Below are 25,744 nucleotides of genomic sequence, written 5' to 3'. Positions count from 1 at the left end.
GCAGAAGGCATCGCTCACGACCACCGCGTCGGCCGCGGTCCTGGCGGCGACGAGCGCGGGTGTCGGTGTGGGTCTCGCTGTGGGGATCGCGAACCACACCGTCACCTCGACGCTCGCCGGCAGCGTGACGGCCGGGGCGGACGTCGCGCTGACCGCGTCGAGCATCGCGTCCGCGACGTCGACGGCGTCGGCGTCGGCGGCGGGCGCGCCCGAGAACAGCGCCGACAGTGCGGATGCCGGTAACCCGGGCGGTGCCGCAGGGGGCGGCGTCGACGCGCTCGTCGAGGGCGAGAGGTCGCACGCGAGCGACACGTCTGCCGCGAACGGCGGTGCGGCTGCTCCTGCCGGGCAGGCGCCGAGTGCGTCGTCGTCGCAGGGCAAGGTGAATGCGGCGGCCGCCATTGCGGTGACCCTGTCGACCGTGCGCGCCGAGACGATCCTCGGCCCGGGCATCGCGGTCACGGCGACCGGTGGCGTGACCCTTCACTCGTCCACGAACACCGACGCGACGAGTTCGGCGAACGGCTCGGCGTCGCAGGGGGCGACGGCGACGATCGGCGCGGCCGTCGCGATCACGCTCGCGAACGTCACGAACCGGGCGGTCGTGCCGGCCGGGGTGACGATCACCGCGCACGACCTGACGCTGACGGCAGACATGACGGTCTTCGGGTCGGACGGTACCGCGACGTTCGGCGCCGAGTCGATCGCGGGCGCCGGTGGCGGCAAGGTCTCTGTGGCGGGGTCGCTCGCGCTCGCGATCGTGAACCACACCACCCGGGCCGGCGTCGACGGCGCGCTCGTCCTGACGGGCGGAGATGTCGCGCTCACGGCCACGAGCAGCGTGAGCAGCACCGTGAAGGCGCTCCCCGCCGGCGAGGGCGTCACGTCGTCGGGCGATCTGGGGCTCGGGGCATCCGTGGCCCTCAATCTGATCACCGACGCGACCACCGCCGACATCGCTGACGGCGCGTCGGTCGCGGGCGCGAAGAATCTGATGCTCACGGCGGCGGCCACCGATAAAGCGGTGACCGAAGCCCGGATGGGGGCCACGGGCGGCAAGGTCGCTCTCGCGCCGGCCGTCGCCGTGACACTCTCCACCGTGACGACGTCCACGCGAGTCGGCTCTCTCACCGGATCGCTGTCGCTGTCCGGGGACCTCACGATGACGGCCACGCAGAAGGCGACGGCCCAGGCGACCGCATCCGCCGCGGTGCTCGCCGCGGGCACCGCTGGAGTGGGGGTCGGACTCGCACTCACGATCGCCGGTCACACGGCGACATCCACGCTCGCGCGCAGCACCACAGCCGGCGGGAACGTGTCGCTGACGGCGTCGAGCGCGTCGTCCTCCACGTCAACCGCCTCGGCATCGGCCGCCGGTGCACCCGAGAACACCGCCGACAGCGGGGATGCCGCCAACCCCGGCGGAGCGGCCGGCGGCGGTGTCGATGCACTCGTCGACGGCGAACGATCCCACGCCAGCTCGACGGCGACCGCGAACGGCGGATCGGCGGCGGCCGGCGGCTCGGCGCCGAGCGCGTCGTCGTCGCAGGGCAAGGTGAACGCGGCGGCAGCGGTCGCGATCACCCTGTCGACCGTCCGCGCCGAGACGATCCTCGGGCCGGGCATCGCGGTCACCGCGACCGGCGGTGTGACCCTCCACTCGTCGACGAACACCGACGCGACGAGTTCGGCGAACGGCTCGGCATCCCAGGGAGCGACGGCGACGATCGGTGCCGCGGTGGCCATCACCCTGGCGAACGTCACGAACCGGGCCGTCGTGCCGGCCGGGGTGACGGTGACCGCCCATGACCTGACCCTGACGGCCGACATGACGGTGGACGGGGCGGACGGCACGGCGACGTTCGGGGCCGCATCGATCGCGGGGGCCGGTGGCGGAAAGGTCTCGGTGGCGGGCTCGTTCGCGATGGCGATCGTGAACCACGCGACCCGTGCGGGGATCGACGGCACAGTGGTGGTGACCGGCGGCGACGTGACGCTCGCCGCGGCCAGCACCGTCAAGACGACGGTCACGGCCCTTCCCGCCGGTGCGGGCGTGACCTCGTCGGGCGATCTGGGGCTCGGGGCGTCCGTCGCGCTCAACCTGATCACCGATGCGACCGCCGCCGATCTCGCAGACGGGGTCTCGCTCACCGGCGCGAAGAACCTCACACTCACGGCGGCGGCCACAGATGACGCAGTGACCGAAGCCCGGATGGGGGCGAAGGGCGGCAAGGTCGCTCTCGCGCCGGCCGTCGCCGTGACACTGTCCACCGTCACGACGACGACGCGGATCGGCACGGGCGCGCTGTCTCTGTCCGGCAGCCTCACGATGACCGCGGCGCAGAAGGCGACGCTCGCGACGACGGCCTCAGCCGCCGTGCTCGCGGCCACGACCGCCGGGGTCGGCGTCGGCCTCGCCCTGGGCATCGCCCATCACACCGTCACCTCGACGCTGGCGCGCAGCACCACCGCCGGCGGCAACGTCTCACTGACCGCGTCGAGCGTTTCGGCCTCGACCTCGACCGCCTCGGCATCCGCGGCCGGCGCCCCGGAGAACAGCGCTGACAGCGGGGATGCCGGAAACCCCGGCGGCGCACCCGGCGACGGCGTCGATGCGCAGGTCGAGGGCGCGCGGGCGAACGCGAGCGACACGGCGGCCGCGAACGGCGGCGCGGCGGCTCCGGCCGGTCAGGCGCCGAGCGCGTCGTCGTCGCAGGGCAAGGTGAACGCCGCCGCGGCGGTCGCCGTCACCCTGTCCACGGTGACGGCCGAGACCATCCTCGGTCCCGCCATCACCGTCACCGCGACGGGCGGAGTCGGCCTCCACAGCTCGGCGAACACGGATGCCGCGTCCTCCGCGAACGGCTCCGCGTCACAGGGGGCGACCGCCACGATCGGTGCCGCCGTCGCGATCACGCTGGCGAACGTCTCCAACCGCGCGGTCGTCCCGGCCGGCGTGACCGTCACCGCCCACGATCTGACACTCGCGGCGGACGTCACGCCGGACGGTGCCGATGCGACATCGACCTTCGGAGCGGAGTCGATCGCCGGGGCCGGCGGCGGCAAGGTGTCGGTGGCCGGCTCGTTCGCGATGGCGATCGTGAACCACGCGACCCGCGCAGGAGTCGACGGCACCGTCGTGCTGACCGGCGGCGACCTGACCGGCAGCGCGACGAGCAACCTCACGAGCACCGTGAAGGCGCTTCCCGCCGGCGCAGGCGTGACCTCGACCGGCGACCTCGGGCTCGGAGCATCCGTCGCCCTGAACCTGATCACCGACTCGACCGCCGCCGACGTGGCGAACGGCGTGTCGCTCACGGGTGCCCGGAACGTCTCGGTCACGGCCACGGCGACGGATGCCGCGATCACCGAGGCACGCATGGGCGCGAAGGGCGGCAAGGTGGCCCTGGCTCCCGCAGTCGCCGTGACGCTCTCGAACGTGACGACGACGACGCTCATCGGCTCCAGCGCCGGGTCGCTGTCGCTGAGCGGCACGCTCGCGATGACCGCCACGCAGAAGGCGACGCTCTCCACGACCGCATCGGCCGCGGTGCTCGCCGCCACCTCCGCGGGAATCGGCGTCGGCCTGGCCCTGGGTATCGCGAACCACACCGTCACCTCGACGCTGGCCCGCAGCACGGCGGCGGGGGGCGATGTGTCGCTGACTGCCTCGAGCTTCTCCTCGGCGATCTCGACGGCTCTCGCCTCGGCGGCCGGAGCGCCCGAGAACAGTGCGGACAGCGCGGATGCCGGCAACCCGGGCGGCGCCGCGGGCGGCGGCGTCGACACTCTCGTCGAGGGCGAGCGGGCGAACGCGGGCTCGACGTCGGCGGCCAACGGGGGCGCGGGCGCCGGCTCGGCGACGGCGCCGAGCGCGTCGTCGTCGCAGGGCAAGGTGAACGTCGCCGCGGCGATCGCGATCACCCTGTCGACCGTCCGTGCCGAGGCGATTCTGGGGCCGAGCATCTCGGTCACGGCGACGGGCGGCGTGACTGTCCACACCTCGACGAACACCGACGCGTCGACCTCGGCGAACGGATCGGCGTCGCAGGGGGCGACCGCCACGATCGGCGCCGCGGTGGCGATCACCCTCGCGAACGTCACGAACCGCGCCGTGGTCCCGACCGGCGTCACGGTGACCGCGCACGACCTGACCCTCCGCGCCGACATGACCGCGGAGGGGGCCGACTCGACGGCGACGTTCGGGGCCGAGTCGATCGCGGGCGCGGGGGGCGGCAAGGTCTCGGTCGCGGGCAGCTTCGCGCTGGCCATCGTGAACCACGCGACCCGGGCGGGGGTCGACGGCACCGTGGTCCTGACCGGCGGAGACCTCACCGCCACAGCGGTCAGCGCCCTGGCGAGCACCGTCAAGGCGCTTCCGGCCGGAGCGGGCGTCACCTCGACCGGTGACCTCGGCCTCGGAGCATCCGTCGCCCTGAACCTGATCACCGACACGACGCGCGCCGACGTCGGCGACGGCGTCGCACTCTCGGGCGCGCGCAACGTCGCCCTGACGGCGACCGCGACCGACGACGCCGTGACCGAAGCCCGGATGGGGGCGAAGGGCGGCAAGGTCGCCCTCGCGCCCGCCGTCGCCGTCACGCTCTCGACCGTGACCACGGCAGCGGGCGTCGGATCGGGCGGCGGCCTGTCGCTGTCGGGCGACCTCACGCTGAGCGCGACCCAGAAGGCGACCGCCCAGACCACGGCATCGGCGGCGGTGCTGGCCGCCACGTCCGCGGGCATCGGCGTCGGCCTCGCCCTCACGATCGCCGGTCACACCGTCACCTCGACCCTCGCGCGCAGCACGACGGCGGGCGGAGATGTCTCGCTGGCCGCGTCGAGCTTCTCGTCCGCGAGCTCCACGGCATCCGCGTCGGCCGCGGGCGCACCCGAGAACAGCGCGGACAGCGGGGATGCCGGCAACCCGGGCGGCGCCGCAGGCGGCGGGGTCGATGCGCTCGTCGCGGGCGAGCGCCAGAACGCGAGCGACACGTCCGCCGCGAACGGCGGCGCACCGGCTGCCGGTGGACAGGCGCCCAGTGCGTCGTCGTCGCAGGGCAAGGTGAACGTCGCCGCGGCGATCGCGATCACCCTGTCGACCGTCCGTGCCGAGACGGTCCTCGGGCCGAGCATCACGGTCACCGCGACCGGCGGTGTCACGCTCCACACGTCGACGAACACCGACGCGACGAGCTCGGCGAACGGATCGGCGTCGCAGGGGGCGACCGCGACGATCGGCGCCGCGGTCGCGATCACGCTCGCGAATGTGACCAACCGCGCGGTCGTGCCGGCCGGGGTGACGATCACCGCGCACGACCTGACGCTCACGGCCGATATGACCGCCGACGGCGCGGACGGCACGGCGACGTTCGGGGCCGAGTCGATCTCGGGGGCCGGCGGTGGCAAGGTGTCGGTGGCCGGATCGTTCGCGATGGCGATCGTCAACCACACGACGCGCGCAGGGGTCGACGGCACCATCGTGCTGACCGGGGGCGATGCCCGGGCCACCGCGACGAGCGCCGTCCTGAGCACCGTGAAGGCCCTTCCCGCCGGGGCGGGCGTCACCTCCACCGGTGACCTGGGGCTCGGAGCATCCGTCGCGCTCAACCTGATCACCGACACCACCACCGCGGATGTCGCGAACGGCGTCTCGCTCACCGGAGCCAAGGACGTCGTCCTCGCCGCGACCGCCGCCGACGACGCGGTGACCGAGGCGCGCATGGGCGCCAAGGGCGGCAAGGTCGCCCTGGCGCCCGCGGTGGCGATCACCCTGTCCAACGTCACGACCTCGACGCTGGTCGGCACGGGCATCCTCGCCGTCACCGGCAGCCTGACGATGGCCGCGACCCAGAAGGCGACGCTCGCGACAACGGCCTCCTCCGCCGTCCTTGCCGGGGCGACGGCGGGCATCGGCGTCGCGCTCGCCCTCGGCATCGCCAACCACACGGTCACCTCGACGCTCGCCCGCAACACGACAGCCGGGGCGAACGTGTCGCTCAGCGCATCGAGCATCTCGTCGGCGACCTCGACCGCGGTCGCATCGGCTGCCGGTGCCCCGGAGAACACGTCGGACAGCGGGGATGCTGCCAACCCCGGCGGTGCCGCAGGTGGGGGCGTCGACGCCCTGGTCGAGGGGGAGCGCACGAACGCGAGCACGACGTCCTCCGCCAACGGCGGAGCGGGAGCGGGCAGCAAGACGGCGCCGAGCGCCGAGTCGTCGCAGGGCAAGGTGAACGTGGCGGCCGCCGTCGCGATCACCCTCTCGACGGTGACGGCCGAGACGGTCCTTGCTCCCACGACGACCGTGCTGATCGCGGGCGCGAGGGTCACGCTCGCCTCGTCGGCCAACACCGACGCCGCCACGAGCGCGAACGGCTCCGCATCGCAGGGGGCGACCGCGACGATCGGCGCGGCCGTCGCGATCACCCTCGCGAACGTGACCAACCGGGCGGTCGTGCCGGGAACCCTGAGCCTCACCGCCCACGACCTCGAGGCCTCGGCGACCGTCACGAAGGACGGCGCCGACGAGACCGCGACGTTCGGTGCCGAGTCGATCGCCGGCGCCGGCGGCGGCAAGGTGTCGGTGGCCGGATCGTTCGCGATGGCGATCGTCAACCACGACACCCGCGCGGGCATCGACGGCACGATCGTGCTCACCGGCGGCGACGCAACCCTGACCGCGGCCAGCGCGGTGAAGAGCACCGTGAAGGCGCTCCCGGCCGGAGCGGGCGTCACCGCGACCGGCGACCTGGGGCTCGGAGCATCCGTCGCCCTGAACCTCATCACCGACACCACGACGGCGGACGTCGCCGACGGCGTCTCGCTCACGGGAGCTCGCACGGTCGCCCTGACGGCGACGGCCGTGGACGACGCGATCACCGAGGCGCGCATGGGCGCCAAGGGCGGCAAGGTGGCGCTTGCGCCGGCCGTCGCGATCACGCTCTCGAACGTCGCGACGACCACCCGGGTGGGCACCGGCATCCTCGCCGTCACCGGCAGCCTGACGATGTCGGCGTCGCAGAAGGCGACCCTCGACACGTCCGCCACCTCGGCGGTGCTGGATGCGACCAAGGCCGGTATCGGCGTCGCGCTCGCGCTCGGCATCGCGAACCACACGGTGACCTCGACGCTGGCCCGCAACACCACCGCAGGGGTGGATGTGACGCTGCAGGCGTTCGGCATCTCGGAGGCGTCGTCGAAGGCCACCGCGTCGGCGGCGGGCGCGCCGGAGAACACCGCCGACAGCGGGGATGCCGCGAACCCCGGCGGCGCGTCGGGCTCGGGCGTGAACGAGCTGGCCGCGAAAGAGAGGACGCAGGCCGACAAGCAGGCGGGCGACAACGGCGGCAAGAAGTCGGGCGACAAGGCGGCGCCGACCGCCGAATCCTCCAGCGGACCCGTGAACGTCGCCGCCGCGATCGGCATCACGATCTCGACGGTCGACGCCGAGGCGATCGTGACGAGCGATGTGTCCGCGATCACCGCGGGTGGCAGGGTCACTCTCGCCTCGTCGGCGAACACCGACTCGTCGTCGGCGGCCGACGGTGCGGCGACGGGCAACAGCGGCACGACGATCGGTGCGGGCGTCGCACTCACCCTCGCGAACGTGACGAACCGCTCGACGGTTCCCGCGACCCTCACGGTCACCGCGCACGACCTCACCGTCTCGGCGACGATCACCGCAGACGGTACCGACAAGACGTCGACGTTCGGCGCCGCAGCCGTGTCGGGCGCGGGCGGCGGCAAGATCTCGGTCGCGGGGTCGTTCGCCCTCGCGGTCATCACCCACACGACCCTCGCGGGCGTGTACGGCACGGTCGCCCTCACCGGCGGCGATGCGACGCTCACCGCCGAGAGCGACATCGCGGGAGTGGTCACCGCGTTCCCGCACGACGAGGGCGTGATCGCCACGGGCGACGCCGGGGTCGGAGCATCCGTCGCCCTCACGATCGACACGCACCGCACGACCGCCGAGATCGCCGACGGCGTCTCGCTCACGGGCGCACGGAGCGTCACGCTCACCGCGACCGCCGCCGACGACATGAGCACAGAGGCGAAGATGGGCGCGAAGGGCGGCAAGGTCGCCGCGGCGCCCGCCGTCGCCATCACGCTCTCGAACGTCACGACGATGACCCGGATCGGCACCGGCGTGCTCGCCCTCACCGGCAGCCTGCTCATGGCCGCGACCCAGAAGGCGCGGGCGCACACCGCGGCGACCTCGGCGGTGCTGAATGCGACGGATGCCGCGATCGGCGTCGCCCTCGCGCTCACGATCGCGAACCACACGGCGACCTCGACGCTCGCCCGCAACACCACGGCGGGCGGCAGCGTGACGCTCCGCGCGTCGAGCATCTCGGACTCGGCCGCGATGGCCAAGGCATCCACGGCCGGTGCGCCGGAGAACGCCGACTCGGGCGACCCGGCCAACCCGGGTGGCAAGCCCGGGCCGGGAGTGAACGAACTCGCGCAGGGCGAGCGCACCCACGCCGACAAGGTCGCGACCGACAACGGCGGCCAGAACTCGGGCACGAAGAGCAACCCGAGCGCCGAGACGAAGGACGGCCCGGTGAGCGTCGCCGCGGCGATCGGCATCACGGTCGCCACGATCGTCGCGGAGACCGTGATCGACCCGCTCGTGGCCGTCATCACCGCCGCCGATGCCGTGACCCTCGCCTCGTCGGCGAACACGGATGCCGCCTCCGGCGGTGACGGATCGGCCGCCGGCACCGGCAGCGCCACGATCGGCGCGGGCGTGGCCCTCACGCTCGCCGAGGTCACGAATCGCGCGACCGTCCCGGCGACGCTCACGATCACGGCCCACGACGTGACCGTCTCGGCTCTCGTGACGCCGAACGGCACCGACACGACGGCGACCTACGGCGCGGCTGCCGCCGCCGGAGCCGCGGGTGGCAAGGTCTCGGTCGCGGGCGCCGTGGCGATCGCGATCCTCACGACCGACACGCTCGCCGCGGTCTATGGCACGCTCGTGCTCACGGGAGGAGATGTCACCCTCACCGCCGCGAGCGACCTCAAGAGCACGGTCACCGCGCTCCCCGTGGGCGACAGCACCACGGGCGCGACCGACACCGGGATCGGCGCCGCCTTCGCCCTCACCCTCGACACGCACCGCACGACGGCGCTCATCGACGACGGAGTGAGCGTCACGGGCGCCCGCGACGTGAAGCTCAGCGCGGGCGCGACCGATGCCACCTCGACCGAGGCCCGCATCGGGGCGAAGGGCGGCGGAGTCGCGGTCGCCCCGGCGATCGCGATCGTGCTCTCGAACGTCACCACTCTGGCCCGCATCGGCACCGGCGTCCTCGTGGTCACCCGCGACGTGGTGATCCACGCCGATCAGCACGCGGCCGCCGACACGAAGGCCACCGCCTCGGCGATCGCGACCACCGACGCGGCCGTCGGAGTGGCCCTCGCCCTCACGATCGCGAACCACACCGTCACCGCGGCCCTCGGTCGCAACACGACGGCGGGTCGCGACGTCACGCTCGAGGCGTTCAGCTGGTCGTCATCGGCGGCGGCGGCCGCCGCATCCGCCTCGGGCGCTCCCGAGAACGACAAGAGCAAGGGCACGGGCGACCCGGCTACCGAGGGCGGCGCCTCGGGCGACGGCGTCGACAAGATGGTCGGCGGCCAGCGCACGTACGCCGACGGCGTCGCCGGATCGCACGCCGGCTCCGAGGGCTCGGGGTCGGCGGCGACCCCGAACGCCAAGACGAGCAGCGGTCCCGTGAACGTCGCGGCCGCGATCGGCATCGACATCTCGACGCTGCGCGCCCGTTCGATCATCGAGCCCGATGTCACCCTCATCACCGCAGGCGGCATGCTCACGGTCTCGTCCTCGGCCAACACCGACGCTGCGAGCGCCGCCGACGGCACCGCCGCGAAGGGCGGGGATGCGGCGATCGGAGCCGGCATCGCGATCACCTACGTCGACAGCCTCAACCGCTCGGTCGTCCCCGCGACCGTCGAAGTCCACGCGCACGCGCTCACCGTGACCGCGACGCAGACCGGATTCGGCGCCGACACGACCTCGACCGTCACGGCGATCGCCTCGTCGGGCGCCGGCGGCGGCAAGGTGTCGGTCGCCGGCTCGGTCGCTCTCATCATCGCGACGTTCGACACGCTCGCCGCGGTGTCGGGCACCGTCGTCCTCACCGGCGGCGACGCCGTCATCGCCGCGACGAGCTCGGTCGAGGCCACGGCCAAGGCGCTCCCCGCGGGCGTCGGAGTCGTCGCGACCGGCGACGCGGGCGTCGGCGCCTCGTTCGCGCTCACCCTCGCGACCTCCGACACGCACGCCCGGATCGACGACGAGGTGTCGCTCACCGGAGCGCACGACATCACCGTGGGCGCATGGTCGATGGACACCGTCAGCACCGAGGCGCGCATGGGTGCCGCCGGGGGAGCGGTCACGGTGTCGCCGGCGATCGCGATCACCGTCGCCACCGTCCGCACCTCGGCGAGCCTCGGGTCGCTCGCCTCCGGGCCCATCGCCGCGACCGGGTCGGTCATGATCGCCGCCATCCAGATCGCCGCCGCGCACACGATCGCCGGTGCCGTTGCGACGGGGGCGAAGGATGCCGCGGTCGGCGTCGCACTCGCCCTGAACTTCGCGTTCGACACCGTCACTTCGACCACCCTCCGCGACGTCACCGCCGGCGGCGCGATCTGGCTGGTCGCGACGGGCTCGTCGCTGAACGGCGCCGCGGCCGACGCCTCGGCGAGCGGGGCGCCCAGCACGAAGAGCAGCGACGCACCATCGGGTGGCGTCGACCAGCAGATCCTCGACCAGCGCACCTACGCGAACGACCAGAGCACGGCCACCGGCGGCTCCGGCGTGCAGAACTCGAGCAACCCGTCGGCGTCGACGAGCGACGGCGGTGTCGCCGTCGCCGCGGCGATCGGTCTCAATATCGCCGACGTCACCGCGACCGCATCGCTCCCCGACGGCCGTCACCTCGTCGCGGGCGGCGACGTCCGGCTGCTCTCGAGCGAGCAGGTCGACGGCATCGTGACGGCCGATGCCAAGGCCGTGACGAAGAAGAACACGAGCATCGGCGCGGCCGTCGCACTAAACCTCGTCTTCCTCACCAACCGGGCGTGGATCGGCGCCGACACGATCGTCGAGGCCAACGGCTTCACCGCGTCGGCTCTGATGACCACGGGCGTGGGCAACGGCATCCACGACTTCTCCGCGGTCGCGAAGTCCGGCGCGGGATCGACCGATGTCGGCGTCGCGGGTGCGCTCGGACTGAACATCGTCTTCGATCACACGGAGGCCTGGATCCCGGGCAGCGCCCGCGTCGACTTCGGCACCGGCGACGTCGTGATCGCGGCCCAGAACCTCCGCACCGACACCGCGAGTGCGACCTCCGATGCCAAGGGCGGCGGCTCGAGCACGGGGGTCGGAGCATCCGTCGCGATCAACGTCATCACCGACGACATCACGCGCGCCGAGATCGAGAACGGCGCCGATGTGACCGGCGGACGCAACGTGACCGTCAGTGCCGACGCCGCCGACACGGTCGTCGGCACGGTCAAGGCGGGGTCGCAGGGCGGCAATGCGGTCAGCCCCGGTGTGGGAATCAACCTCGTCTTCCACACCGTCCTCGCCCGCATCGGAACCCCCGGGCCCCGCCCGTTCGTCGCGACCGGCGACGTGATCGTCCGCGCCACGCTGGACGGGTCGGTGACGGTCACCGGCGACGCCGATGCCGCCGGGTCGAGCGTCGCGGTCGGGGCGATCATCGTCATCAACGTCGTCGACCTCTCTGTGCACGCCGCGGTCCTGCGAAACGTCACGGCGGCGTCGCTCTGGATGATCGCCACCAACGCGATTCACACGAGCGCGCACGCCACGGCCAGCGCGAAGGGCACCTCCAGCGCGACGACCCCTGGCTCCGCATCCGATTCGGACGGGCAGGCGCAGAGCCAGCTGGACGGCACTCCCGCCACCGCAGGCAAGTCCGGCACGCTGCCGTCGTCGCAGAGCCAGGTCTCGGGCGCCAATGGACAGGCATCCGGTCAGTCCGGGCAGTCGAGCGACGGGGTGGGTGTCGGCGCCGCGGTCGCGGTCAACTGGGTGACGGTCGACACGCAGGCGAGCCTCGCGCCCGCGCTGGTCGTCGTGCTCACCGGCCAGCTCGCCGCGCTCGCCTCGAACGAGACGGATGCCGAGGCCAAGGCCACCGGCACGAGCTACAGCCTCGAGACCTCGAGCGACAACATCGGCGCCGCCGTCGGGCTCAACGTCGTGAACGTGACCAACCGCGGCTCGATCGGCGCGGGCGCGATCGTGACGGCCGGCGGCGTCGCCGTCACGGGCATCACGCCCGCAGGCGCGCAGAACGACTTCCGCACGTGGGCCATCTCGGCGGCGGGCGGCAAGGGCGACGCGAGCGTCGCAGGGTCCGTCGCCGTGCAGGTCCTGAACCTCACGAACGAGGCCGTGATCGGCACCGGGTCGAGCTTCACGCTCACCGGCGGCATCGCGATGGACGCCTCCAACCCGATGGGCGTCCAGGCGATGGCCGTCTCGGGAGCCTTCACCACCAGCGGCACCGGAGTCGGCGCCGCGATCGTCGTCCAGGTGATCGACACCTCCACTCTCGCGCACATCGATTCGACCCTCGCCGACCCGACCACGATCGACGCCGGTGGGGCGATCGTCGGCCGCGCCACGGGCGGGATCGTCGCGCTCGCCGCCCCCGAGGTGCCGCTCGTCACCCTCCCTGCCTTCACCTCCGTCGCACTCGGCGCCGCGGCCTCCGGAGGCGACGCGTCGGTGGGCGGCTCGGTCATCGTCGACGTCGTGAACCGCCGCACGCTCAGCTTCCTGGGCGACGGCGCGGTCGTGAACCAGGGTCTGCCGGTCGCCGCCGGGCAGGATCTGGCGTTCACCGCCTCCGACCAGACCGAGTTCATCGAGCTCGCCGGGGCTCTGGGGCTCTCGACCGGCAGCGCCGGGGTCGGGTTCGCACTCATCGTCGGCGTCCACAACAAAGACGTCCGCGCCTCGATCGGCCGGGGCGTCACCGCCGACCTCGGCGGCTCGGTGTGGCTGACGGCGACCGCCGGCGAGACCTTCACCGAGGTCGTCGCCGGTGCCGCCGCCTCGACGAGCGCCGGAGTGACCGGGTCGTTCGTCGTCCTGATCGTGAACCAGGGATCGGATGCTCCGGGTACCCGCGCCTACATCGACGGCGGTGCGGAGAACCCGACGACGGTGCGCGCCCGCGGTGCGATGACGATCGCCGCGGCCGACCCGGTGAAGATGACGCTGTTCGCGGGCGGGATCGCGGCGGGCTCGTCCGCGGGCGTCGGCGTCTCGTCGGTCGTCTTCGTGCGCACCGGGATCGTGGATGCCGCGATCGCCGCGTACGACGTCGTGTGGGCGCGCGGTGGCGCGGGGCTCTCGATGACGGCGGCGCAGAGCGAAGACCAGTGGCTCGTCTCGGTCGCCGGAACCCTCGGGGGCACGGCCGGCGTCGCGGGGGCGGCCACCGTGGGGGTGCGCAACAACACGACCCACGCCCACATCGACCGGGGCGCCACCGTCGACGCCATCGGCGGCTCCGGATGGTCGTCGGCGATGCTCGCCGCATCCGATCACTCGATCATCCGCTCGGTGGCCGGCCAGCTCGCCATCGGCGGCACCGCAGGTGTCGGGGCGGGCGCCGACGTCCAGGTCGTGAACAAGGACACCCAGGCGTGGATCGCGCCACAGGCCGACGTCCGCGTCACGGGCGACGTCGCCGTCGACGCCACCTCGAGCGAGGAGGCGACGAGCATCTCGGCCGGCGGCAGCTTCGCCGGTACCGCATCGGTCGCCGTCAACGCCGCGGTCTCGGTCTACAACGTCGTCACGAAGGCGTTCGTCGGCGAGGTATGCGCGGCGGGAGCGATCTCGCTCGCGACATGCCCGACCTCGCGCGCCGTCGTCGTGGCGGGCGGCAGCGCCCGTGTCGCCGCGAACGAGACGCTCTCCATGAACATCATCTCGGGCTCGATCGCGGTCTCCGGCACGGCGTCGGTCGGCGTGACGGCCGCGGTGCCGGTGCTGAACAAGACGACGACGGCGTTCATCGGCGACCTGTCGCAGGTGACGGCGCTCGGCGGCGGTTCGGGCCTCACCGCCACCACGGGCGGGTACGACATCGGGTACATCGACACCCGGTTCGCACCCGCGAATGCCGTTCTCGGCGACGGCCGCACGATCGAGCTCGGCTATGCGCACGGCCTCGCCGAGGGCCAGCAGGTCAGCTACGACCCCGGCGGCGGAGCCGTCATCAGTCCGCTCGTGGCCGGGGGCGAGTACTTCGTGCACGTCGTCTCGCCGACCCGCATCCAGCTGTCGCTCACACAGGGCGGACCGATCCTCAGCCTCAGCGTGCCCGCGCGCGCCGGGCAGTCGCAGCGGATCTACCCGACCGACCAGGCCACCGTGCCGCAGCGTCCGTCGCCGTACTTCACACCGAGCGCCGACGTCTCGGGCGACATCATCACGCTCCCGTACGACCTGACCCTTTCCCTCGGCGACGCCGTCGTCTACAACGCGAACGGCGGAACGCCCATCGCGGGCCTGGTCGACGGCGGCACGTACTACGTCGTCCCGACGGGGGCACCCCACGCGTTCCGGCTCGCAGCGACCCTCTGCCAGGCCAACCCGGCCGCACAGGGGTGCGCCGGAACGCCCGCGCAGACCATCTCGCTCGGTCTCTCGGGCGGCGCGGGAGCCGGTCGCGCCCACAGCATCGTGCTGCAGGGCAGCCAGCCCCCAGGAGACCCGGCGCTGGTCACCGGCATCCGCGTGCAGACTCCGCGCACGGCGACGATCTGGGGCGTGGCGGTCGTCGCGAACAACAGCGACGAGATCCTCGCCGTCGGTGCCTCCGCTGCAGCCAGCGCCACCGCGGGTGTCGCGGTCGGTGGCAACGTCAACGTCGTCACCGCTCGCACGATCGCCTCGATCGGCCGCTTCGCCGAGATCAACCCCGACAACACCGGTGCGTCGAGCCTGCAGTCGGTCCGCGTCGGTGCGGGGTCGGCGTTCCGCCAGCTCATGGTCTCGGCCGCGGTCGGCGGCGGCATGGCCGGCGTCGGAGTGAGCGCCGCCGTCGACCTCGTGACCCTGACGACGGATGCCGTCATCGACGATTCCGCGCACGTCACGGCCGCGCGCGACGTGCGGGTGACCGCTGCCGGTGACGAGTCCATCACCGCGGTCGCCGCCTCGGCCGGCTTCGGTTTCGTCGGCGTCGGGGCCGCGGTCGCCGCCCTCGTCGCGCAGGTGCACACCTACGCCCGCATCGGCGAGCGGACGGTGATCGACGCCGGCAACAACGTTCTGGTCGCCGTGGCCGACGACACCAAGATCACCGTCGTCTCAGGCGGCATCGGCGGCGGTTTCGTCGGCGTCGGCATGGGCGTGTCGGTGGTGTCGATGACGAAAGACACGCGCGCGCTCGTCGGGGCAGGCAGCACGGTGGATGCGCGGGCCGAGCAGCCGGGTGCGCCGCTGAGCGGCATCCCGACCGGCACCGTGACCGACGACGGCTTCCCGGTCGGAGAGCAATCCGGCGTCGCCGTGCTCGCGAGCTCGACGCAGAAGATGTTCGGCATGGCCGTCTCGGCGGCGGGGGGCTTCGTCGGCGTCGCAGGAGCTGTCAACGTCACACTCGTCCGCGGCACGACCGTCGCCCGCATCGACAGCAACGACGCCCTGCGCACCCGGATCAACGGGGGAGCCGCGGGAGGTTCGCAGCAGTCCGTCTCGGTGTCGGCCACCGACATCACCCGCACCTTCACGATCGGCGGCGGCATCGGCGGCGGGTTCGTCGGCCTCGCCGGCGGGGTCGACATCGGCGTCGCTGACATCTCGACGACGGCGACGGTCGGCGACTTCGCCTCGCTGTATGCGGCGAAAGACCTCATCGTCCAGGCGCTGACGGTGCGTGACATCCAGTCCTACGCCGTGAGCGTGGGTGGGGGAGCGGTCGGGGTCGGCGCCTCGGTGTCGGTGTGGACCGCCGGCGGCTCGCCCACCGGCAGCTACAACAACGGCGAGGGCGACAAGGACGCGCTCACCTCGGCCCAGGGCACGCCGCAGGACACGGCCGGGCAGTTCGCCTCCGGCGGCGGCTCGAGCGGCTACACGAACATCCTCAACGGCGCGGTGAGCTCGTCGGGCGACAAGACGACGCAGCGCATCAACCCCTCGCTCGCGTCGGCGAGCGGCTCGATCGCCTCCGCCGCCCCGAACTCAGACCTGGTCTCGCGCGAATTCAGCCTCCCCGCGACTCCCGGTGGGACCTCGAGCGGGCTGGGCGTGGGAGTGACCGTCACGACCGGCGGATCCATCCGGGTCCGCTCCGGTGCCCGCGACGCGTTCTTCGCCCTCGCCGGGTCCGCCTCCGGCGGCATCGCCGCCATCGGCGTCTCGGTCGTCGTCGCCACCCTCGACACCCACGTGGACGCGGGAATCGGCTCGCGCGGCTTCCTGACGGCCGGGGGCGACATCGCTGTCACCGCCGCGCACACCGAAGACACCTCGGCGATCGCGTTCACCGGTCAGGTCGGGGGCTTCGCGATCGCCGGGCAGATCCTCGTGATCGACTCGCTCGGCTCGCAGAACGCGCACATCGACGACAGCACGGTGATCGCGACGGCCGGCGGAACCGTCTCGGCCGATGCGACGGCCTTCCGCCGCGTCGCCCCGCTCACGATCGGCGCCGCACTCGCCGCCGCCGCGGTGGGTGCCGCCGTGGCCACCGCCGACGTGCACGGTGACACGGTCGGCCGCATCGGCTCGGTCGTCATCGGATCCGCCGCACCGGCGGGCGCCCTGTCGGTGCACGCGGGCAGCGACATCGCCGTGCCGATCCAGGTCTACTCGGTCTCGGGCGGCATCCTCGGCTCGCTCACCGGCGCCGGCGCGACCGCCGAGATCTCGGGACGCACCGCCGCCGAGTTCGCCGGTGCCGCCACGCTCATCGGTGCCGCCGACGTCAAGGCCGACGCGATCAACGTGATCGACGCAGGCACGCTGAGCGTCAACACCGGGGCGTACTCGGTCGGGGCGAGCTTCGCCCGCGCCACGGTCTCGCGCACCACCACCGCGCTCGTCACCGACGGCGCGTCGCTCGCGACGAACGGCGCGATCACCGTCGCCGCCACGTCGCACAACCGGGCGAGCGCCTCGACCCCCGGCGGCAGCCTCGGCGCGATCACGCTGACCCTGCAGAACCCCGAAGCGCTCGTCAGCGGCCTCACCGAGGCGCGGATGCGCGGCGACGTCTCGCGCTCGGGTTCGCTCGCCGTGCTCGCCGCCGGGCAGAACCAGGCGTTCGCGCAGGCCTTCGTCGTCTCGGTCTCGTTCCTCGGCGGCGCGCAGGGCGTCAAGGTCAATGCCCGGGTGGCCGACACCGCTGCGGTGCGCGCGTCGCTCGATTCCGGGACGATCTTCAGCTCGGGCCTCGTCTCGGTGGGCGCGCGCGTGCTGACCGACGGCGGCTCGGGCAACGTGGCTTCGGCCCTGCTCACCTCGGGGTCGGGCGGCATCTTCCAGGCGGGCGTCTTCACGGCGACGGCACTGATGGATGCCGCGACCACGGCCGTGCTCGCAAGCCCCGTGTTCCAGTCGGGCGCCGTCGACGTCCGCGCCGAGGCGACGAACGCCGCGACGGCGAAGACCTCCACGACCGGCGTTTCGCTGTTCCAGGTCAGCGGCTCGGTCGTGGACGCCGAGATCCGCGCCGCCGCGGGGGTGAAGGCATCCATCACCGCGCCGATCACCTCGTCCGGTGCCACCGCGGTGGCAGCGACCGCCACCAACACCGCGGATGCGCGGACGGATGCCGCGAGCATCGGCGCCGTCAACATCAACGTCGCCGTCCCGACCGCGATCGTGGCGGCCGCAACCGTCGCCGAGCTGCGCTCGGGGCTGAGCGGCAACGGCCTCACCGTCTCGTCCACCGCGACCAACCGGGCCGAGACGCACGCGTCGCTCATCCAGGCGGGCCTCTTCAACGGCGGCATCGGCGGCGCGGTGGCGAAGATCCTCGATTCCGCAGCGGTCACCGCCGAGGTCGCATCCGGCGGCCTCGCCGTCCGGGCCGGCGCGGGCGCTGCATCGGTCAGCGCGAACGCGACGCAGACCGTCATCGCGGACATGGACCGCACAGGGGGCGGCGTCTTCGACATCAGCGGTCTCGTGCCCATCGCGACGATCGCCGCTGCCACGCGGGCGCTCTTCGACGGCGGGCAGGCCACCTCCGCGAACTTCACGGTCGGCGCTTCGGCCATGAACGCAGCGGACGCCACGGTCAAGATGCTCGGCTTCAGCGTGATCGGTGGCGGCGGATCGCTGGCCACGGCGACGATCGCCGATACCGCCGAGGTGCGCGCCGCGGTCTCGGCCGGCACGACCCTCACCGCGACCGGGTTCGTCTCGGTCGGCGCCGAGACGCGTGACGGCACGCACGCCCGCGCCGACGTCGACAGTGCGGGCGGCGGCGGAATCAAGGTCGGCCTCCTCGTCGCGCAGGCGCTGGTGGCTGCTCCGATCTCGGCGCTCTACGACGGTTCGATCGCAGGTTCGACGGGCGTCACGGTCGCCGCGACCGGTCGCGCCACAGCGACCGCCCGGATCCACGCCCTGTCGATCGCGATCGGCGCGATCGACGGCAGCGTCGCCGACGCCGAAGTTCTCTCGAGCGCGAACGTGCTCGCCCGCTACGGATCGGGCTCGCTCGCCACGTCCGGCGACGTCGCGATCCTCGCCGTCACGAACAACTCCGCGACCGCCGAGACCGACATGGCCTCGGGCGGAGTCCTCGTCGTCGGCGTCTCGGTGCCGACCGCCCGGATCTCCGCGGGCACGACCGCGGACTTCTCCGGCCACCAGATCGGCGGGACGAGCCTGACCGTCCGTGCGAACGGCACCAACACCGTCAGTTCGTCCTCGGGTTCGATCAAGGTCGGCCTGATCTCGGTGGCCGTCTCGTCGGCGGAGGCGCTCCTTCCCGACTCGGTCGTCGTGCAGGCGCGGATCCTCCCGGGCGCGACGGTCAACGCGCCGAACGCGGCGATCGTCGTCGAGGCCATCGCCACCAACACGGCCAACGCCACGGGCGGATCGCTGAGCATCGGCCTCGGCAGCATCTCCGACTCGAACCCGAGGGCGACCGTCGACACCCGCACCCACGCGGTCATGCAGGGCGCGGTGAACAACGGCGGAGGCGCCGGTGCGAAGTCGCTCGCGGTGCAGGCGACGGCCACCGACATCGCGGTCGCGAAGCTCACCAACACCTCGGGTGCGGCGTTCGCGATCGGCAACGCGAACGCGACGGCCACCGTCACCCCGACCGTCGACACGACCGTCGGTGTCGCGGGCGCTCCGATCGTGATCGTCGACGGGGTCGCCATCGGCGTCGCCGCGCAGCCGTGGGCCCGATCGGCGGCCGAGAACTTCTCGGTGGGCATCGGGCTGAACATCAACACGAACCGCGCGACGATCGTCAACACCCCCACGGTGGGCCTCTCGATCGGCAACGGCACGGTGCTCACGGCGGGTGGCACGATCACCCTGACCGCTTTCCAGAACACGCAGCCGCCGACGAACCAGCCGGGCCTCAGCTTCGACGCGGCGACCGGCGTCGACGTGGGCGGCAACAGCATCCAGCTCTCGGCGGAGCACAAGCTGACCGACGGTGCGACGGTGACCTATCTGCGCAACGGCGGCGGCTCGGTCGGCGGCCTCACCGACGGACACCGCTACAACGTGCTCGTCGTCTCGACGACGAGCGTGCAGCTCGGTTCGCTTTTCGACGGTGCGCAGGTCGATCCCGCCACCGACACGATCTCGTTCGGCCGCACCGTCGACGGCTCGTTCGTGCCGCTCAGCCACAACCTCGACGACGGCCAGCGCGTCGTCTACGTCGCCGGTGCCGGCGCCGTGCCCGGATTGATCTCGGGCCACACGTACATCGTGAAGGTCATCGACGACTTCCGCATCCAGCTCCTGGATGCCTCGACCCCGACCGCTGCGGTCACCGCGACCGGCAGCGATGTGACGGGTGGCGACACGATCACGCGGCCCAACTCCTACACCGACGGCCAGACCGTGCAGTACACGGCGCCGACGAGTCTCGGCGACTTCCGCAGCAACCTCGTCGACATCAAGGTCGACGGCGCGGGCAACCCCGTCCCGAACGACCCCTCCAACCCGACCGGATTCGTGCCAGAAGACAACAATGCGGTCGTCATCCACAACCACGGCCTGACGACGGGTCAGAAGATCATCTACCGCGCCACCGGCACCGCCGTCGGGGGCCTCGCGAACAACGCCGAGTACTACGTGATCGTGCTGGGCCCGAACCAGATCCGTCTGGCCGACTCGTTCTGCCACGCGGTCGGCACCTGCACTGACAGCGATGACAACCCGATCCCGGTCACCCCGATCGCCCTTGCCGCTGACACCTCGACGGCGGGCCTCGGCGTCCTCCACCAGCTCTTCGCGCCGGGCCAGCAGCCGATCGTCGGTCTCGAGAACGGCGGGCGGTACTACGTCGTCGGTGCGACCGCCACGAAGTTCCAGCTCTCGGCCACCCCCGGCGGCCCCGCGCTCGCGCTCAACGGCACCGGAAGCACAGGCACCGGCAGCTTCACGTCCGCGGTCGTCAACCTCGGCACCGGCGGCACAGGCGGCCAGCGGCTCGTGATCGATCTGACGAGCGTCGGCAGCGGCACGCAGATGCTCGGCTCGGTCGGCGTCACCGGGACCACCGCCGGCGGCGGCACGCTCTCCGAGGCCGTCGTCTCCGGCTCCGGAGGCGGATTCATCTCGTCCTCCACGTCGCGCCCGACCGCGACGGTCAACGCCACCGTGAACGTGACGGTCGGCGCCGGCGCGCAGCTCACCGCGGGCGGTGACGTGAATCTCCAGACCCGCTCGAACGCGGGAGCGCTGGCGGATGCCACGACCCGCGGCCTCGGCTTCGTGAGCGTCGGCTCGGCCCGCGGGCAGTCCAGTGCGACATCCACCACGACTGTCGACTTCCAGGGCGGAACCGCAGTGCGGGCGGGCGGCAGCATCCGCGTCCTTCCCGTGACCGTCGCCGACGCCCAGGCGTACGCGCAGTCCTCGGGCGGCGGTCTCGGCCACGGTGTCGGATCCGAGGCGCTCGCCCGCCCGGCCGTGACGTCGCATGTGACGCTCAGCGGCACGATGATCGCGGGCAACGACCTCACCGCGCAGTCGACGACCGGCCTGAACGGCAACACCGAGACCCGTGCGTCGGGCGGCTCGGCGATCGGCAGCTCGTCGGCGGGCGACTGCGGCGGCAACTGCGGGGTGCGCGCCACGTCAGACACGACGCTCACGGTCGGCGGAGCGGCCTACCTCCAGGCCGACAACGTGGCCCTGCGCGCGATCGTCGGCGACTTCGACCCGAACGCCTCGAACGAATCGCGTCTCCGCGACTTCGCCCGCTCGAACGCCGACGGCGCGTTCGAGGGCTCGTACGCGACGACCGCCGCGACGCTCGATTCCACGGCTTTCGTCAACATCCTGAGCGGCGCGAAGATCGTCGGCTACCAGAGCGTCGAGATCACCGCCGTCCACCGCGACATCCTGATGATCGCCGACTCGCGTGCCACGTGCGGCTGCTTCGGCGGCGACTCGACCGCGAACGCGAACATCGTGTACAACGCGGCGTCGCGCGTGACCGCCGAGCCCGGCTCGATCATCCGCACGGCTCGCCTCCTCGTCCAGACGCTGCACGAGCTGCCGACCTGGACGAACTCGGCCTCGACGGGCGGCGGGCTCATCGACATCGGCGGCAGCGGCGGGAGCACGAACTACAACGCGATGCGCAGCATCCTGTGGGAGGCGGACGTGATCCTGCACGCCGCGAACCCGACGCTCGTGGTGGATGCCGACGGCCGCATCGTCAAGATGTACAACGTCGTCGTGAAGAACACCGCCGGGACGGTCACGTACGCGCTCGGCGACGTGATCTCGGGCACGTTCGTCGTGCAGGACATCGTCAACGCCGGGGGCGGAAGCGCCACCTTCTTCTCGAACGTGCCGACGGGTCAGCCGCGAGCCGGTACCCCGCCGCAGTCGACGCTCACGGGGACCCTCGGCTCGTTCCGGGTGCAGAACACGTTCGACTTCGTGATCCTGCACAACTACTCGGGGCGCTCGATGATCGTCCAGCGCATCGAGGTGGCGAACCTCACGAACGTCGGCGCGACGGTGAACCTGCAGGTCAACGACTCGAGTGCGTTCCGCTTCACGATCCGGCCGCCGCTGTTCCTGCCGACCCTCGTCGACATCCAGAACTTCGACGGACCGGGGCTGCCGTCCCTCACGCTCGCCGGGGCGATCAACAACCCGATCGGCACGACGAACGTCATCAACCAGCACGGCGACATCCTCGGCACGGCGAACACCCTCATCCGCACCAACGTCGCCCTGCTCATGGCCAACAAGGGCACGATCGGCACGCTGTCGGGTCTCAGCCGCACGCCGATCCCGCTCGTGCTCGTGCAGAGCGACTACATCCTGGACGATGTCGACCCGACCCGCCTCATCAGCCTGATCGCCGACGCGCGCGACGATGTGGTGCTCGACATCACCTACAGCGTGCGCCAGCCGGCCGGCTCGCCGTACGCCAGCACGATGCAGCCCGTGATCGGCCCGATCCACGCCGGACGCAACATCGACCTCATCATCAACGACAGCCTGCGCGGGTCGGACGCCGCGCCGATGTCGTCCAACGGCGTGCAGGTGAACGTCTACAACCCGCCCAACATCTCCAGCCCGCTGCCGCCGCTCTCCGGCGTCTACCAGACCTACTTCCACCCGGACGGCACGTTCAGCTACAACGACCCCGTGCTCGTGGCCTGGGGCACGGTCAACGAACTCGTCAACAGCGGGTACCGGTTCACCGATCTCAGCGCGGGCAACGACATCACGGTCCTGCACCCCTCGACGAGCACGATCATCTCGTTCTACGCCTTCACGAACGTCGATGCGACGCTCTTCAGCCGCCAGTTCCCGTCGCAGCAGTACTCGACGTCGGACGGCACCGGCGTCATCACGATGTACACGAACGGACGCATCGACGACTTCGAGACGATCGCCGACCTGCGCGTCGGCACGATCACCTCGACGGGCGACGACGTCTGGCTCGAGACCCTCCAGAACACCGCATCGATCCTGGATGCCGGCACCATCGACGATGGAACCCCCCGCGTCGCCGGCCGCAACATCACGCTCCTGGCCGGCACGCTCTCGGGCCACATCGGCGGGACGGGCGCGACCCCGGACTTCCTCGAGATCCGATCGTCGCTCTCCAGCCGCGGCGCGGTCTACGCGGTAGCGGCGGGCGACGTGCTGCTCGACCAGGTCGCCGGCACCCTCTACGTCTCGCTCGCCCGCAGCCTGCACGCCGGCGACGTGTCGCTCCGCACCCGCGCCGGGTCTATCCGCAACTCGGCCGACGACGGAACCACGCGGGTCATCGGCGACAACATCGACCTCATCGCCGTCGGCGGCACGATCGGTGCCGACAGTGTCGACCGCTCGGCCGACATCACGATCGACACGTCGATCTACGGGCGCCTGTACGCGCTGTCGACGCCGGGCGCCGTCATCCTCGCCGTGCCGCCCACCGGTGTCTTCATCACCGAGGCCACCGGGTCGCTGCAGGTGCTGCGCGCCGAGGCGACGACCGGCGACGTGCGCCTCACCGTGCCGTTCGCCGCCACCGGCGACCCGACCAGCCTCTTCGTCATCGCCGACGGTGAGACGATCGACGGCCTCGTCGTGGTGACCGAGGGGCGCATCGTCGCCGGCCGCGATGTCACCCTCCTCGTCGGGCAGGACGTCATCGCCCCCGAGGCCACGCTCATCGAGGGCGCGACCGTCACGATCCGCGCGTCCTTCGGTCAGGGCAGCGTCGACCCGATCCCGTCGCTCCTCTTCTTCGCCGGCACCGTCACCGGCCACGACACGCGCATCTTCGGCGGCGCCGGTGGCGACGCGTTCTTCTTCTTCGGCACGCTGCTCGGGGGCCACACGCTGGTCTACGGCAGCGCGAGCGAGAAGGACGGCGCACCCGATGCGGGCGACCTGTTCATCGTGTGGATGCTGCAGGACATGACCGGCACGCACATCTCCCCGGCCGGCGACCCGTTCGCGGGCACCGAGGTGCGCGACTCGCTCGTGCTGTTCGGGCAGGGCGGCGACAACGTGTTCCAGATCCAGACGTGGGGCGGTGGAGACACCGTGACGCACGACTACGAGGTGATCGTCCGCGGCGGAGGCGTCCGGCAGGGGCTCAACACGCTGACGATCGACGGCACCGACGTGGCCGACACCTTCCTGTTCCGGGCGGTTCCCGCGATCGCGGGCCAGCCCGACGCGAAGTGGCCCGCTGCGGTGACGCAGATCGGCGGTGTCGACGGCACCTCCGAGCGCGTCGTCTACGACGAGGGCATCAACGCGCGGCTCACGGTCAACGGCTATGAGGGCGACGACACGTTCGTCTTCGACGACACCACCGTGCTCACCACCGTCAACGGCGGCGACGGCGACGACACCTTCATCGTCGGGCAGTTCTTCGCGACGCCGCGCATCGCCCCGAACGTCCTGCCGCAGGACGCGTTCGAGACGATCCCGACCGAATTCGGCTACGCGAGCCCCGGCATCAGCGCACCGACCACCCTGTACGGCGGAGCCGGCGACGACCACTTCATCGTGAACGGCAACGGCGCCGAGCTGCGCATGGAGGCGAACACCGGCGCCGACACCTTCCGCCTGCTGGCGAGCCGGCTCGCGGACGGAGCGACGTGGCGTCAGAACGCGCTCGTCTCGATGGACGGCGGGGTCGATTCCTCGGTCGCGACGGTCTACACCACGGGCCCCGCGTCCGACATCACCTCCACCATCGTGCACGTGACGGGAGCGGGGCTGAACGTCAACCTCTACAACCTCCCGGCGCCCACGATCGTCTCGGGGCCGTTCGTGCCCGTGCCACCGGTGGGTCTCGCCGGCGAGATGCTGCTGCCACCCCCGCCGCTCGTGATCCCGCTGCCCTCGCGCCCCGTCGGGCCGGGAGAGATCATCATCGTCGAGACCGACGGCGATACGACGCTCATCAGCGGGGTGAAAGAGACCGACAGCTACACGATCGCCCTCGGCGCCCCGTCGATCGAACGCGTCTACATCACGATCTCGTCGGCCTACGCGGGAGGCGAGCCGTACGCCGAGATCTCGATCGACGGCGGACTCACGTACGCCGACATGGTCGTGCTCATCTTCGAGCCTGGCGAGGTCGGGCCCAAGACTGTGATGGTGCGCCTGAAGGCCGGCAGCGGCGACCACCACCCGGTCGCCCTCCTGGCGCTGGCCTTCCCGTCGCCGCTGCCGCAGCCCGGCATGAGCGTCCAGACCGTCAGCCACATCGTCTCGAGCGACGACCCGCTGTACGACCACGCCGTCGCCCGCAACGTCTACATCAACCTCGTCACGCCGGTCATCCCCGTCGTGCCGGTGGTCCCGGTCGAGCCGGTCGTGCCGCCCGCACCCCCGGTGGTGCCCGTCGTGGCGCTCCCCGCCACCGGCGGCGTCGACATGGTGCCGGCGCTCCTCATGGGCCTGATGCTCCTGGCCGCGGGCGGGATGCTCGTGGGTCGCCGTCGCCGCCGGGCCTGA

Annotated in this window: 1 protein-coding gene (running past one end of the window); it reads left to right on the top strand. The window is 72.2% G+C overall.

Annotated features, from left to right (window positions below):
• Nucleotides 1–25,744 carry the 3' portion of a beta strand repeat-containing protein gene (locus F6B43_RS19560; protein WP_170285583.1) on the top strand. 5,828 nt of this gene lie to the left of the window's left edge, so 25,744 of the gene's 31,572 nt are visible here — the last part of the coding sequence; its start codon lies off the left edge, out of view; its stop codon occupies nt 25,742–25,744.

The sequence above is a fragment of the Microbacterium rhizomatis genome (genome assembly GCF_008710745.1).
Taxonomy (GTDB): Bacteria; Actinomycetota; Actinomycetes; order Actinomycetales; family Microbacteriaceae; genus Microbacterium; species Microbacterium rhizomatis.
Note: the sequence above shows the minus strand (reverse complement) of the source record. Positions and strands in the feature narration are given on the sequence as shown.